We start from the raw sequence: 15195 nt of genomic DNA on the forward strand, positions 1-15195 counted from the left end.
AAAACTTTGAAATAATCGCCTTAGAAGAAATTCTGAGGCGATTATTTTTTTTTTAAAAAGCATAGAAATCCCTTTAAAAACCTACCATTTTTTGAGTTTTTAAGTTTTTTTTAACTTGGGCATAACAGTACAGGATAGCTTCTACATCGATTTCTTTTAATATTGAACTATAATTCAAAAAAAAACATTAATTAATTAACCATTTATTTATTATGCAAAAATTATTGCTAATCCCAAAGAAGTATTGTTTGTCATTGCTTCTTCTATTCTTTGTGGTCGCGTTAGCATCCGCTCAGAACAAAACTATTACTGGAAACGTAAAGGACAATTCAGGGCAAAATATACCTGGTGCAAACGTTATAATTAAAGGTAGTAATGTTGGTGCTTCAACTAGTTTCGACGGTGATTTCACAATTAGTGCTCCTTCGAATGCAACTTTGGTAATTTCATTTGTAGGCTATCAGGACAAAGAAGTTAATGTAGGCGACAAAACAAATGTAAAAGTAGTTCTTGAATCGAATACTAAGTCTCTTGAAGAGGTAGTTGTTGTTGCCTACGGTACACAAAGAAAAAAGAATGTGACAGGTGCTGTGCAAACTTTAAACGTAACTGGCTTAAGAGATTTACCTGTACCACAACTAGGTCAAAAACTACAAGGTAAGCTAGCCGGTGTGCAAATAACACAAAACACAGGTACTCCTGGAGCGGCCCTAACTATCAGAATTCGTGGTGCTGCATCAATCTCAGCTGGAAGTGATCCATTGTATGTAGTCGATGGTTTTCCATTACAAGGAAATCTTGCAAACATAAATCCTGATGAAATCGAATCTATATCCGTATTGAAAGATGCATCATCAACGTCACTTTATGGTTCTAGAGCTTCAAATGGGGTTGTTTTGATTACGACTAAAAGAGCGAAGTCTGGAAAAAGCCAATTATCCCTTTCTGTTTACACAGGAATGCAGTCAGTTCCAACCGAGAACATGACTGAGATGATGAATGCCAGAGAATTTGCACAATTCAAAAAAGAAGTTGCACTCGAAAGAGGGCAGTCTGTTCCAGAAATGTACGCCAACCCTGAACAATACGGAGAAGGTACTGACTGGTTTAAAGCAGTTACCCGTGACGCACCAATCACCAATTATTCACTTTCTTTTTCATCATCAGGTGACAAATTCAGCACTTCCGTTGTAGGAGGGTACAATAAAGTGGAAGGTGTATTACTGAACTCAAGCTATGACAGGATTTCCCTTAGAATGAATTCTGAATACAAATTTAATGATAGAGTAAAAGTAGGAGCAAACGTTGCTCCAACATACAGCCACAGTAAAGCGCCTCAAAGTGATGGTATCTGGTACAATTCTCCAAGTATAGTACAGTCAGCTTTATTGACTAATCCATTAGCTCCATACATAAATGAAGATGGTACTATCCCATTAAGTGTGGGTTGGGAATACGGTACTGCTGCTTCTCCTAACTGGTACAACCAGGTTAAGATTGTTAAAAATACTTCATCAAATTTAGGATTACTTACTAATGCTTTTGTTGAGATTAAGCCAATTAAAGATTTAACTTTTAAATCAACTGTTGGTGCTGACATGGGTAGTTCTGTAAGTGACTTCTTTTCTCCTTCAACTGCAGGAAGCATTTTCAACCCTCCAAATGAAGCTGATGCTACTCGTATCAATGGTTCTCACAGTAACCAATTCGCCTATTCTTGGCTTTGGGAAAACACTTTGGCATACGACAAATCTATTGGTGACCATAATTTTGATGTGCTTGCGGGTTACACTATCCAGGCAGCTCATTCAGAAAGCGGTTATTTTTCAGGAACAGGATATCCTGATAATAGAATAGAGTCTTTAAGTGCTGCAACAGTTATAACAAAATCGACAAATGTTCCTGGTAATCCTGAATGGATCCAAGATTGGAGCCTTGCTTCAATGGTAGCCAGAGTTAACTACAACTACAAAAATAAATACATTTTTTCTGGCGCTATTCGTCGTGATGGTTCCTCTCGTTTTGGTGCTGACAATAAATGGGGTAACTTCCCTTCCGCTTCTGTTGGATGGGTTGCCTCTGAAGAGTCATTCATTCCGAAAAATGATGTTGTTTCTTTTATTAAAATCCGTGGAAGTTATGGTGTAACAGGAAACAATAACATTGGAAATTACACACAGTACGCCAATATTGTACCGACAAATAACCCATTCAACAACCAATTATTAAATGGTAGCAGTCTAGCTGGACTTAATAATACTGATTTGGGCTGGGAAACTTCTACCCAGGCAGATGCTGGTTTAGACGTCAATTTCTTTCACGATCGTATCCGTATTAACTATGATTATTATAAAAAAGTTACCGATAATTTATTATACGCAGTTGACATCCCAATTTCATCAGGATTTTTCAATTACACAACAAATATCGGTAAAATAGAATTTTGGGGACATGAGTTCTCTTTATCTACAGTAAATTTTGATGGTAAATTCAAATGGATCACTGATTTTAATATTTCTTTTAATAAAAATAAGGCATTAGAATTAGGAACTGCTAACGCTTCAATTTATGGAGACCGAACTATTACAAAAGTAGGTGAGCCACTAGGTCAATTCTATGGTTTGGTATGGGACGGTATTTATGAAACGCAGGCAGAATATGATGCTTCTCCAAAACATGAAGGTGCCAGTTTGGGTAGTGTTAAATTTAAGGATGTCAATGGTGACGGAATTGTGACGAATGACTCCAGAGATCAGACTATAATAGGTAATTCTGCTCCTAAGTATAGTTTCGGTTTTACAAGTACTATGAACTATGAAGGTTTTGACCTTTCAATTGTATGTCAAGGTGCTGTTGGAAACAAAATTTTCAACACCATTCAGCAATTTAATGCAAATCTTGATGGGGCCTTCAATGTAAATACAGATGTTGCTAATAGATGGAAATCTGAAGCGGATCCTGGTGATGGTAAATATGGTACTGTTGTTGGAAACACGGGTCCAGAAAGAGATTGGACTCATTCATCATTCTTGTATGACGGAAGCTACCTAACCATTAAAAACATAACGTTTGGTTATAGTTTCAACGATTCTAATGTATCAGCATTGAAAGGTCTGAGAGTTTTCACAAGCATTCAGCAAGCGTATGTATTTACAAAATATCCTGGCAATAATCCAGAAGTATCTGCCGGTTCAGGTATGTTTACCGGTGTTGACAATACAACATATCCTGTACCAAGAACTTTTGCACTTGGAGTAAATTATAACTTTTAATAACAAATTTCTAAAATATAAATAGCATGAAAATTAAAATATTAACAGCAGTTTCGGCGATGGTACTATCAGTATCCTGCGCGGATGATTTTTTAGTCAAACTACCAGAAACGGTAGTGTCGGCTGAAAGTTTTTACAAGACCGATACTGATTTCAAATTGGCTACTGTTGGAATGTACGTACCATTAAGGAATTTGTATGGCGTTGGTTTAGCTGATAGCGGTGCATGGGCAATGGGTGAAATGAGATCTGATAATACTGTCTTCATTTATAATTTTGCCAATCGTGGATATGCTGACCGCGAATATGTTGATGAATTTATTGACGATTCAAATGGTGGAGCAGCAAGTAATAAATATCAAAATGATTACATCATCATCGGTCGTGCCAATCAAATCCTCAGCAAAATAGATGGTGCCGATTTTGATCAAGCCCAGAAAAACAATTATAAAGGCCAAGCATTGTTTATGCGTGCATTTGCTTACTTTGATCTTGTTCAGTACTTTGGTGATGTGCCGTTGACTTTGACACCTCCAACTTCATACGCAGAAGCTATTAAATCACAAAGTCCGAAAGAAGAGATATATGCACAAATTATTGCCGATGCAACTGAGGCAGGACAACTGTTGCCAACAAAGGCAGCTCAGGAACCTGGCTTTGTCGCTAATGGTGCAGCATACACCTTATTGGGGAATGCTCATATTATTTTAAAACAATGGGCTGAAGCTGAAGCTGCATTATTGAAGGTTCAGGGGTATTCATTACTATCAGATTATGCTGCAATTTATGATCCTGCAAACAAAAACCATGCTGAATCAATTTTTGAAATCCAATATTTTGATGCTCCAACGGCTAATTCAGCTAGTAATTTTGCCTACAACTTCTTGCCTATTTTACCGGACCCAGGTGTAATCCCAGGTTTTCCTAGCGGTAATACTAACAGTTATGCAGGCTGGAACACTCCAACTCCTGAAATGATTGCTGCCTACGAACCAGGTGACCTTCGTAAAGAGAAATCCATTGCTTTTTATACAGGCGATGTTTACACCAATATTCCTTATATTAAAAAGTATGTTACTAGCTCTGCAATAGCCCCGAATACAAACAACGACTGGCCTGTTTATCGATATGCTGAAGTATTGTTATTCTTAGCTGAAGCGGCAAATGAGCAAGGTAAACCGGAAGCGCTTACCTACCTGAATATGGTTCATGCAAATTCCCGTACTGGCTTGGCTCCTATAACAACTACTGGGCAAACACAATTGCGTGACTTGATTCAGCAGGAACGACGTGTTGAACTTGCATTCGAGAACAAAAGATGGATAGATTTAGTTCGTACGGGTAAAGCAATACAGGTTATGAATGCGCAGGGTATAAAAATAAAAGCTAACCCTCAGGATTATTATTTTCCAGCAAATGTAAATCCTCCTGCATCTGGTTATAATGTATCCGAGAAACACTTATTATTTCCAATTCCTGAACGTGAAATGAGGATCAATCCTAATTTCAAGCAGAACACTGGATATTAAGATAAATTAATTTTGAGTTAGAAGTCACTACAACCATTCGGTTGTAGTGGCTTTTTTTAGGCCATAATATTTTGTGCTTTTCAAGCACTATTAACTAAAAACCAATGCATTATGGAAATAAATTTTTCTAATTGCTATAAAACTAACCCTGGAGTTGCAGCTTATGACCTTTTAAAATGAAGCATTAAGCAGTAATCAAACCCTTTATCCGAATAGTCAATTTTAGAATACAGTATACCAGTAAAAAAACGCTTCATGGTCCAAACGATAAATATAGAGCAATTACCCACTAGAGTCTATTCAATTAAAATCCTCGGCGAAAATAGTAGGATTATTAAAAAACTAAAAATTAACTGAAAATAAAAATTAACTAAAAATAAAAAACAATGCCGCTTTCCTTTAAAGAAAGCGGCATTGTTTTTTATTGAGGAACCATTTTTTATTTATCCATCGCATCTATAACTGCGAATGACTTTTTTTGAATAAATTAATTATTTTAAATCCATTATAAATACTGTTAATCCTCTTGCTCCATGAGCACCTAAAACTAATGATTGTTCAATATCCGCAGTCTTCGATGGACCTGCAATAAAAGTCCCAAAACCATATTCTTGATTTCCGATGCGCTCATAGGCTTGATGCATAGTTGCCACGATGTCTTTTTTATTGACAACAATAGCTAAATATTGAGGTATAAACGTAGAAACTCTTTGTCCCACTATATCATCAGTAACCCAAAGTGCCGAGTTTTCGGCAACTCCAAAATGAGCTTTAACCAGCGTCAGTTCCACATCTTCCAAAGAATGCGGATCGACGTTTAACCAGTCTGTTTTTGCAATCTCCGCCAATTCGGGAATGGTCGTGATCATTCTTTTCTCAGCGGGATAATTATTCTTAACAAAGTCAATTATCTCTTGATAATCTGAAACCTCAACAAAATCCCCTCCAATACTTTTTAAAACGGTGTTGTATTTTTCGAGTATATCAAAAGATTCCAGACCCAAAACGCTCAAATCGGGCAATTCGCTGACAAATTCCGGCTGATTCTGTTTTACTTTTTGTAATATCTCGGCTTTACTACTCATTGTTTTTACCTTTTGATTCTCTTGAATTTTTCTTATACCAATCTCTAAATGATTCCTCCGGAACTTCAGGCATTTCACGCTGATCATACCACTTGTTTAAGCTATTATTAACCAAACCGGGAGCATTTTTCATCACAAATTTTCCCATTTTTCCAGCCGCATTAAATACAGTCGGACTTGCCAATACAGCTGCCATTGTATTCATCGCAACAGTTTTGGTCGTTGGGGTATGTCCTTCTTTTACCAATACCTGACGCCACTTATACAATTGGTCGTGAATATCAATTTTTACCGGACACACATTGGTGCAGGAACCGCAGAGCGTACTTGCAAACGGCAGATCTGCATTTTTAGCCATATCCAAATTAGGCGCCAAAATAGATCCAATTGGTCCGGCAACCGCATTATGATAACTATGCCCCCCACTCCTTCTGTAAACTGGACAAGTATTCATGCAGGCGCCACAACGAATGCATTTCAGCGAATTTCTAAAATCTTCTCTCCCCAATTGTGTTGTTCTGCCGTTGTCCACAATCACAATATGTATTTCTTTCCCGTCTCGGGGTTTTTTAAAATGACTCGAAAAAGTTGTGATAGGTTGCCCTGTTGCGCTTCGGGCTAATAATCTTAAGAAAACGCCTAAGTGCTTGCGTTGCGGAATAATTTTTTCAAATCCCATACAGGCAATATGTACATCGGCTAGATGAGCACCCATATCGGCATTTCCTTCATTGGTACATACTACAATTTCACCGGTTTCGGCAATGGCAAAATTCACTCCTGTCAAAGCCACTTTTCTGGTTAGGAAAGTATCCCTGAGGTCCAATCGTGCGGCTTCGGTTAAATATTGTGGGTCGTTGTTTCCTTTTTCAGTTCCAAGATGCTGATGGAAAGTTTCGCTGACATCTTCCTTTTTTAGATGGATTGCCGGCAAAACGATATGGCTGGGTGGTTCTTTTCTGAGCTGAACAATTCGTTCTCCCAAATCCGAATCGATCACATCAATTCCCTTTTCGGTCAGGTATTCATTCAAGTGGCATTCTTCGGTAAGCATTGATTTTGATTTCACCATTTGGGTAACCCCATGCTTTTCCATTATCGAATGCACGATCTCATTATGCTCTTTCCCATCGGCTGCCCAATGAACAATGATTCCGTTCTTGAGGGCATTCGATTCAAATTCCACCAAATAATTGTGGATATTTGAAAGTACATTATTCTTGATTTGAGAGGCCGTTTCCCTCAGTAATTCCCAATCTGGAGTCTGATGCGCCGATTTATCACGCTTTTCGCGAACAAACCAAAGTGTTTCGTCGTGCCAATCAACACGCTGTTTATCTTTATTAAATACTGCTGCAGCTTCGCTATGCTCTAAATTACTTTTCATAAGAAGAATTTAATATTTCAGCAATGTGAATGATTTTAATATCACTTTCTTGTCTTTTTAGAATCCCTTCCAAATGCATCAGACAGGACATATCTCCTCCTGTAATATATTCTACTCCCTGTTTTTTATGATCTTTTATACGGTCTTGCCCCATTTTTACGGAAACTGCTTCTTCGGTAACACAAAAAGTTCCGCCGAAACCACAACATTCATCTTTTCTGGATAATGAAACCAATTCCAATCCTCGAATTTTACTCAGTAATTGGTTTGGTTTTGAAAAGAAAGGTGCGTTTAATTCACTCATTTGCGAAAGCTTCAACCCTCGTTGCCCATGACAACTTTGATGCATGCCAACAGTATGAGGAAAACTCCCTTCTATTTCAGTGATCTTTAGAACATCAGTAATAAATTCTGTTAGCTCAAAAACACTTTTTCTCATTTTGAAAGCCAACTCTTCACGTTTTTCGTCATGTAAATGCTCTTTGACATGCAGCACACAACTTCCGGAAGGACATACAATATAATCATATGGAGAAAAATTGTCTATAAAATTTTTGTCACAGCCTTTGGTCAAATGCTCATATCCGCTATTGGCCATAGGCTGTCCGCAACAGGTTTGATCCAGCGGAAACTCAACAGTACATCCCAACTTTTGAAGTAATTCATAAGTGGCGATAGCTACTTTTGGATAAAATTGGTTAACGTAACAGGGTATAAAAAGTCCAATTTTCATATGTAGATATTTATTGTTTTTTATCGGTCATATACAATGAGCATAGCTGCTAATCGGTGCTTGCGACCAATTAACAGCTATGCTCATTACATAATTAAAATAATAAAGGAACCAACTTCTTCATTCTATAATTTTCTTTCAAAAAGCTGGATGTTATTTGTTTGTCCGAGATAACCATTGCCGCCCCCAAAGCAGAACCTAACGGAGAATGAGTAGATAAAACTTTGTATGAACTAAAATGATGAGCCATTAATTTCATAAAAACGTCATTATCGGTAAAACCACCATCAATGTAAATTCTCTTGATCTTGCTGTTTCCAATCGCTCTGTTAATGGTGTCAATTTGAAGTTCCATCAACTCAATCATCAATTGATGATAGGCCTCTTCAAAAGTATCAAAAGGTTCCAATTCTGTTTCATGAGGGAGGCGCTTCAAAGAGATTCCTTCGAATTTGAAATAAACGGCCGGCTTTTCAATTAGTCCTAGATAAATAGCTTGATCAAATTTGACATCACGATGGTATCCATATTCCTTGTGGTAAAACTCACAAAGCTTTTCTACTTGCAAACGGTACTCATTCCCCATAAAAAAACGAGAAGCCTTCACGCGCTTTCCATCAATTCTTAAATAATTTAAACAGTTATCGGCAATATCCTCTCTGCTCAAGCTTTCAGAATTAAAAGGATTAAGGGCGATACTCCAAGTACCTGTAGAAAGTAAAAGAAAAGGTTTCTTTTTACTCAAAATATAAGGCAATAAAGCCGAAGAACTGTCGTGTATTCCAACGCCTATTTTTATTTTTTTATCTTTGTAAGTGGTGTTAATACTAGCTGAGGAAGGAACAATTGGAGGTAAAATTTTATCGATTCCCTCGGCATGTACCCATCGATGATAATCCTCTTCGTTGAAGTTCCATAAATTAGTGTGGCATCCAATACTGGTATATTCACTCACGGGTATACCGGTAAACAAATACGAAAGATATTGTGGCAGATGCAAACTGTATTTTATTTGTGCAAATAGTTCTGGTTTTGTTTGTTTAAGCCAGTACAATTGCGTCCCTGAATTTAGCATTCCCGAAGACGGAGAAGCTGTTTCCGCTCCAATATCCAAAGGGTCTCCGTATTCCTTATAAAAAGCATCAGACACTTCCTGAGGCAGTTCTTTGATGTAATTATACAAAGGCGTTAAAGGCTTTCCTTTATAATCAAGATGTACCAAACTAGCACCATAAGAAGAAAAATTTAAAGTCTTTACATCAAAACGAGGATCCTCTAAAATACCGTCAAAAGTATCTTTTATCCAATGACGTAACATTTCAAGATTTTCCGTTTCGCATCCATCTTCATCAACTGTTAGAGGTAAATTCACATAATCACGATACACCTCATTATAGTCTTCATCAAATAGAAAAAACTTTTTATTCGTTTTTCCTATATCAAATACAGCATTTACTTTATTCATAATTATAGTCCTGTTGCCATTGTTTTTAAACCTCTTTCAGCAATAAGGCCATTTCTAACGGCAAGATCACGATACAGCCCTACTGGATTCAATGCAGCTCCTGAACGCAAACGAGCTTCGGCTACCAGAGCACGAACATCGGTACGGAAAGCGTTTTGCAAAATCTCCTGAGCTCTAACCACATCATTTTCATTTTGAGCAATTTCCAATGCTTTTCTATCAACTAAAAGCGCTTGTGCGTAAGCAATCATAATAGCTTCTACAGATTGTAATAAATCTTCTAAGGGATCTTTGATGTTATGAGAAGCATCAATCATCCAGCCTAAATCTTTGGCGTGATTCATTCCTCTTGCATCCATTCCTTCCACTAATTCATTAAAAATCAAAAACAATTGGTATGGCTTTAGAGAACCAGCTGTTAGATCATCATCACCGTATTTAGAATCATTGAAGTGGAAGCCACCCAATTTATCTTCCATCAATAATAAAGAAACAATTTGCTCAATATTAGCATTTGGAAGGTGGTGACCTAAATCAACTAAAGTCTTTGCTTTATCTCCTAATTTTTTAACGTATGAATACGATTGTCCCCAATCAGCAACTGTAGTAGAATAAAAATTAGGTTCAGCATTTTTGTATTCTAAGAATAATTTCCAATTTGATGGCAAGGCAGCATAAATTTCTTCTAAACTTTCTAAGGTGTTTTGGTATGCTTTTCGGAAGTTCAACTGTCCTGGAAAAGAAGAACCATCAGCCAGCCAAACTGTTAGAGATTCAGAGCCTAAAGCAATTCCTTGCTGAATTACTTCAATATTATGAGCAACCGCTTGTTTACGAACTGCTTTGTTTACATTTTGCAAAGAACCAAATTTATAGGAATGTTCCTGATTCGCTTGGTCTTGAAAAGTATTTGAATTGACTGCGTCAAATTTTAAATTATGTTGTGCTGCCAAACTTTTAATAGCATTATAATCTGTTGGGATATCCCAAGGAATGTGCAAAGAAATGGCACCGGAAGCATTGTTCAAAGCATGTAGCAAACCTACATCTTCGATTTTTTCTTCTAAAGAACGAGGTTCTCCTCCACCTGCAAAACGCCCAAATCGCGTTCCTCCCGTGCCTAATGCCCAGGATGGAATTGCAATTTGAAAATCAATTAGTTTTTGGACTATGTTTTCGGTTTCTCCAATTTCTGAAGCTAAGAAAACTAATTTATTGGCATGAGATTGTATTAAAATCTCATTATGTGTGTCTATTTTATTTGAATCAATTATCATGGTCTTTTTATTAAGTTAGTCAGAAAACGAAATACTTCAATTGTTTTATAGATTTTTTTTGTGTTTTGCAAAATCCTACACCCTAGATTCAGTAGGGCGTAAGATAATACAGTCTACAAAAAACCAACCAAAAAAACTATCTATAGAAGCCCATCGCTACTCCGCCGTCAACATTCAAGGCATTTCCGGTTGATTTATTCAACAGGCCACCCACAAATGCAAAACATGCGTTAGCAATATCTTCAGGCAATATAATTTCATTCAACAAAGTACGTTTCGCATAGTATGCAGGCAATTCTGCTACAGTAATGCCATAGGCTTTAGCGCGTCCTTCAGCCCAACCACCTGACCAAATATTCGAATCAGAGATTACAGCATCTGGATTAACAGTATTCACTCGGATTTTATCTGCTCCTAATTCAGCTGACATCAAACGTGTTAAGTGTGCTTGAGCTGCTTTGGCCGAACCGTAACCTGGGTTATTTGGACCTGCCACTACTGCATTTTTGGAAACAATATTCACCAAATCCCCTCCAAATCCTTGCTTGCGCATTACCTCAATTCCAGCTTTAGAAACAATAAATTGTCCTTTTACCAAGATATTATACAATTTATCCCAATCTTCTAAACTGTGTTCCGCTATCGATTTTGAGATGCTGATACCTGCATTGTTCACTACAATATCAACTCCTCCAAAGGCTAAACAAGTAGCATCAAAAGCGTATTCTGTATTGATTTCGTCTGTTACATTGAGTAACGTACTCGAAATAGAATCTTTACCAAAAGTCTTTATAAAATCTGCAGTAGCGCCTTCCAGACGTTCTTCGTTGATATCATTAATAACAACGCAAGCGCCTTCTTCGGCAAATTTCTTAGCGATAGCTTTACCAATCCCACCCGCAGAACCAGTAATCAAAGCGATTCTTCCTGACAAAGCTTTTGGTTTAGGCATACGCTGTAATTTGGCTTCTTCCAATAGCCAATATTCTATATCAAATGCTTCCTGACGAAGCAATGACGTATATTCTGAAACCGCCTCTGCTCCCTTCATTACATTAACAGCATTGATATAATATTCGGAAGCCAAACGAGCCATTGTTTTATCTTTTGCAAAAGTGAACATACCAACTCCTGGATATAAAATTACCACTGGGTTTGGATCACGCATTGCAGGTGAATTTGATTTTTTGCATGTATTATAATATTCTGAATACATGTTGCGGTAGGCTTCAAATGCAGGAGTCAATTTTGCTTTTATTGCTTCCACATCTGATAAATCTTCGTTTGGATCTAATTGCAAAACCAAAGGACTGATTTTGGTACGCAAGAAATGGTCTGGACAAGAAGTCCCAAGAGGTGCCAATTTTGCCAAATCATTTGAATTAATAAATTCCAAAACTCTGGCATCATCAGTATAATGACCAATCATTTTACGCTCTGAGGAACAGAAACCACGTAAAATAGGCGCCACTTTGGCCGCTTTCAACTGACGGTCACTTGCAGCAAGACTCTCAATTTTCTGACCACCAAAAACAGCACGTTTTTTTCCGTAATTACTTTCCAGATATTCTGCACACTTTTCGATTACTTCAAGCGTGTTGATATAACTTTCGTAAGCAGTATCTCCCCAAGTAAATAATCCATGAGAACCTAACATGATTCCACGTAATTTTTTTCCTTTTTTGGCTGCTTCTTCAAGACAAGATCTTAATTGAAGCCCCAAATCAAAACCTGGACGTTGCCATCCTACCCAACCAATTTCACCGTTGAATAATTCTTCGGTAATTTTCGCTCCATCTTTTGCGGCAGCAATAGCAATAGCAGCATCTGGATGTAAGTGGTCAATGTGTTTGAAAGGCAAGAACCCATGTAAAGGCGTATCGATTGAAGGAGCCTTTGAAGCTAAATCGAAAATACAATGATTGAACAATTCTACCATTTCATCTTCGAACTCTATGCCTCTGTATACTTTTTCAAGATTGTGAAGTCTCTCCAAATAAAGTGCAGCACATCCCGCTTTTGTTAATGTTCCAATATCTCCACCCGAACCTTTAATCCACATCACATCGGATTCATCACCAGTTAACGGATCTCTATCTGTTATTTTTACTGAAGTATTTCCTCCTCCATAATTCGTAAGTCTTAAATCGGCGCCCAATAAATTAGAGCGGTATATAAAAAGTGCTACCTCATCTCCTGCTAGAGTTGCTGCTTTAGTTTCATCCCAAAGGTAGCTTACATGGTTAAATTTCATATTATTTGTGTTAATAGTTGACATATGGTTATATTAAAAAATGATTTATAAAAGTTTATACACAGTCGATTAAAGAGAATTTCCAATTCCAACCAAAGCAATTGATGCAAGAATAAGACCTATTCCCCAAAGAAATGTTCTAAATGTTCTTTGGGATACACCAGACCATTCTTTCAAATAAAAGCCCCAAAAATTAGCAGTCAGAATAATGGTGGCCATGTGTAAAATCCAAGAACTTGCTCCGTTGCCCAATTTGCTTTCGCCCATTCCATAAAAGAAAAACTGCAAAAACCACATCGTCCCTGCTATCGCTGAAAACATAGTATTTTTGGCTATTGGAGCTTCGCCGTTTGTATAATCACCAAAAGTTTTGTTTTTGAAATTAAGATACATACACCAAACAAAGTTAGTAGTCAGACCACCCCAAAGCAGTACTACATAAGTCACATTATTTTGGAACAAAGGATTAAATCCCTGTCTCACAGCTTCATCCGCCATCGGCTTCCCGGCCTCAATTCCAAAATTGAAAAATGAACTAAGAATTCCAGAAATAACAGCAATGATAAGTCCTTTGACCAAACTAAAATCTTTATCCTTGTCTTCATGTCCCACTGAAAAATCCTTTTCTTTCAACATACCCGCTTTTCCCGAAATGGCAATTCCGATAAGGCAAACCAAAACCCCTAATAAAACAAGACGTCCACCTGTATTTGAAAGCATATCTGTAAACGATACCTTACCTGCAACTGGATAAAAAGTATAATAAATAGAAGGCACTAAGGCTCCAAAAGCAGAACAAAATCCCAATGTAATTGAGTTCCCTAATGACATTCCCAAATACCTAACTCCAAGACCATAAGTAAGACCTCCTATTCCCCAAACCAGCCCCATAGAATATGTAACTGCTTTTACCGATGGAATTGCTACGCTAATAATATCCGCAAAGTTTGGAACAGTCAAATAAGCCGCAATTGGAGGAACAATCAACCAAGAGAAAAAACCTCCCACAATCCAATAGCTTTCCCAAGCCCAATCTTTAACCTTTTTAAAAGGCATATAAAAACTCCCTGAAGAAAAACCTCCTATGGAATGAAAAATAATTCCGAATAATGCTTGCATATAATAATTTGGTTTAGTTTTAATAATTTGGTTTTGTAAAGTAAGAGAATATTCAACAGACAGGTATCCTGTACAATCCTTGTTAAAAGTTTTTTTTTACTTTTTTTTGTAAATTTATTAATTGGCTTACATAAATACTCAATAAAATGTGTAGAGTCAGTATTAAATAATCTATATAACTAATAATTATTCTTCTAATTTCTACATTAAAAAAAGCAGTATGTCAATTTTATTTTGGGATGAAAATAATCTTTAGGAGTAGTTAATTTAGGATCATAAGTTATCTCTTGTCTTTTGTTTTACTACTAAAAGCTACTATGAATAGTATTTTCTAAATTTTGAGGAGACAAAAAAGAGTGAGGAAAAAGTATGAGGGGAATTCGAAAAGATAACAAATACCAAATTATTCAAGATTCAAAAAAGTTCCAAAAAACTATAAATAAAAGTCACTATAAAAATTAAAACAATATTCAAAACCCAGACCTCACGGATTCAACTCCGTCTTCGCTAGAAAAAAAAGAGACTGTCCCACAACTAGTGTGATAGTTTTTTTGTTCAGATTCCTATCTGAGACTATGCCTCAAATATTCAATTTTCAAGGACTTATATTAGTAATGAGACTTCTTCTTACTTTTCTCCTTTTGAAAATTTTTTAAATTTCTCTGAGCTATTAATCTCTTAAAATTAATAACATTTTCCCAACCATATTTTGATTACAATGAAATGAAAATTATTTTTTATCTTTAAAATAAATGATGTAGAACTAAAAAGATCATTAATGGTCTCTTTAAAAATGTAAAGGATTGTAAAGATGAAAAATGAACAAACAAAATTAAAAGCTGAAGGAAACATAAACCTAATGCATTTACAAAGTCAGATTATAGAACAATATCTAAATACCAAAGAGGCAATGATTGTTCTAGGAATAAAAAGTCAAACCACAATAGGAAAATACGAAACGGAAGGAAAACTTAAAGCGTATAGGCCATTTAGCAATCGGAAAAGATACAAGCTTAGTGAATTATTAAAAATCCAAAGTAAAAGATAGCGTAATGCTATCTTTTTTTGTTTGAT

General features: G+C 36.6%; 10 protein-coding genes. 3 read left to right on the forward strand and 7 right to left on the reverse strand.

Going from position 1 to position 15195, the window contains the following annotated elements; translation table 11 throughout:
* The first annotated feature begins 212 nt into the window (after positions 1-212).
* Positions 213-3272 (forward strand): SusC/RagA family TonB-linked outer membrane protein, encoded by a 3060-nt coding sequence (locus J2W95_RS14390; protein ID WP_310008221.1) that lies wholly within the window; start codon positions 213-215, stop codon positions 3270-3272.
* A gap of 26 nt (positions 3273-3298) precedes the next feature.
* Positions 3299-4801 (forward strand): RagB/SusD family nutrient uptake outer membrane protein, encoded by a 1503-nt coding sequence (locus tag J2W95_RS14395; RefSeq protein WP_310008223.1) that lies wholly within the window; start codon positions 3299-3301, stop codon positions 4799-4801.
* Between the two features lie 491 nt (positions 4802-5292).
* Here the strand turns inward: J2W95_RS14395 and J2W95_RS14400 are convergent, their stop codons facing one another.
* From J2W95_RS14400 to rhaT, 7 genes are all read right to left on the reverse strand, one after another.
* Positions 5293-5886: a LutC/YkgG family protein gene (locus J2W95_RS14400; protein ID WP_310008226.1), complete on the reverse strand. Its 594-nt coding sequence runs from the start codon at positions 5884-5886 to the stop codon at positions 5293-5295.
* Positions 5879-7273: a lactate utilization protein B gene (locus J2W95_RS14405; protein ID WP_310008228.1), complete on the reverse strand. Its 1395-nt coding sequence runs from the start codon at positions 7271-7273 to the stop codon at positions 5879-5881. The genes J2W95_RS14400 and J2W95_RS14405 overlap by 8 nt, the downstream gene beginning before the upstream one ends.
* On the reverse strand, positions 7263-8006 hold the full coding sequence (locus J2W95_RS14410; protein WP_310008230.1) for a (Fe-S)-binding protein: 744 nt from the start codon (positions 8004-8006) through the stop codon (positions 7263-7265). Before J2W95_RS14410 ends, J2W95_RS14405 begins: the two co-directional genes overlap by 11 nt.
* A gap of 94 nt (positions 8007-8100) precedes the next feature.
* Positions 8101-9471 carry an FGGY-family carbohydrate kinase gene (locus tag J2W95_RS14415; protein WP_310008232.1) on the reverse strand — a complete coding sequence of 457 codons (1371 nt, stop codon included), beginning with the start codon at positions 9469-9471 and terminating at the stop codon, positions 8101-8103.
* A gap of 2 nt (positions 9472-9473) precedes the next feature.
* Positions 9474-10748: a sugar isomerase gene (locus J2W95_RS14420; RefSeq protein ID WP_310008234.1), complete on the reverse strand. Its 1275-nt coding sequence runs from the start codon at positions 10746-10748 to the stop codon at positions 9474-9476.
* A gap of 136 nt (positions 10749-10884) precedes the next feature.
* Positions 10885-13026, reverse strand: a complete 2142-nt coding sequence (locus J2W95_RS14425; RefSeq protein WP_310008235.1) for a bifunctional aldolase/short-chain dehydrogenase — start codon at positions 13024-13026, stop codon at positions 10885-10887.
* 45 nt (positions 13027-13071) lie between these two features.
* Positions 13072-14121 carry an L-rhamnose/proton symporter RhaT gene (gene rhaT / locus J2W95_RS14430; RefSeq protein ID WP_310008237.1) on the reverse strand — a complete coding sequence of 350 codons (1050 nt, stop codon included), beginning with the start codon at positions 14119-14121 and terminating at the stop codon, positions 13072-13074.
* Positions 14122-14932: 811 nt separating this feature from the next.
* Here rhaT and J2W95_RS14435 point away from each other — a divergent pair.
* Positions 14933-15169 (forward strand): MerR family transcriptional regulator, encoded by a 237-nt coding sequence (locus tag J2W95_RS14435; protein WP_310008238.1) that lies wholly within the window; start codon positions 14933-14935, stop codon positions 15167-15169.
* The last annotated feature ends 26 nt before the right edge of the window (positions 15170-15195 follow it).

Origin of the sequence: Flavobacterium granuli (genome assembly GCF_031456055.1) — a bacterium.
GTDB classification, from domain to species: domain Bacteria; phylum Bacteroidota; class Bacteroidia; order Flavobacteriales; family Flavobacteriaceae; genus Flavobacterium; species Flavobacterium granuli_A.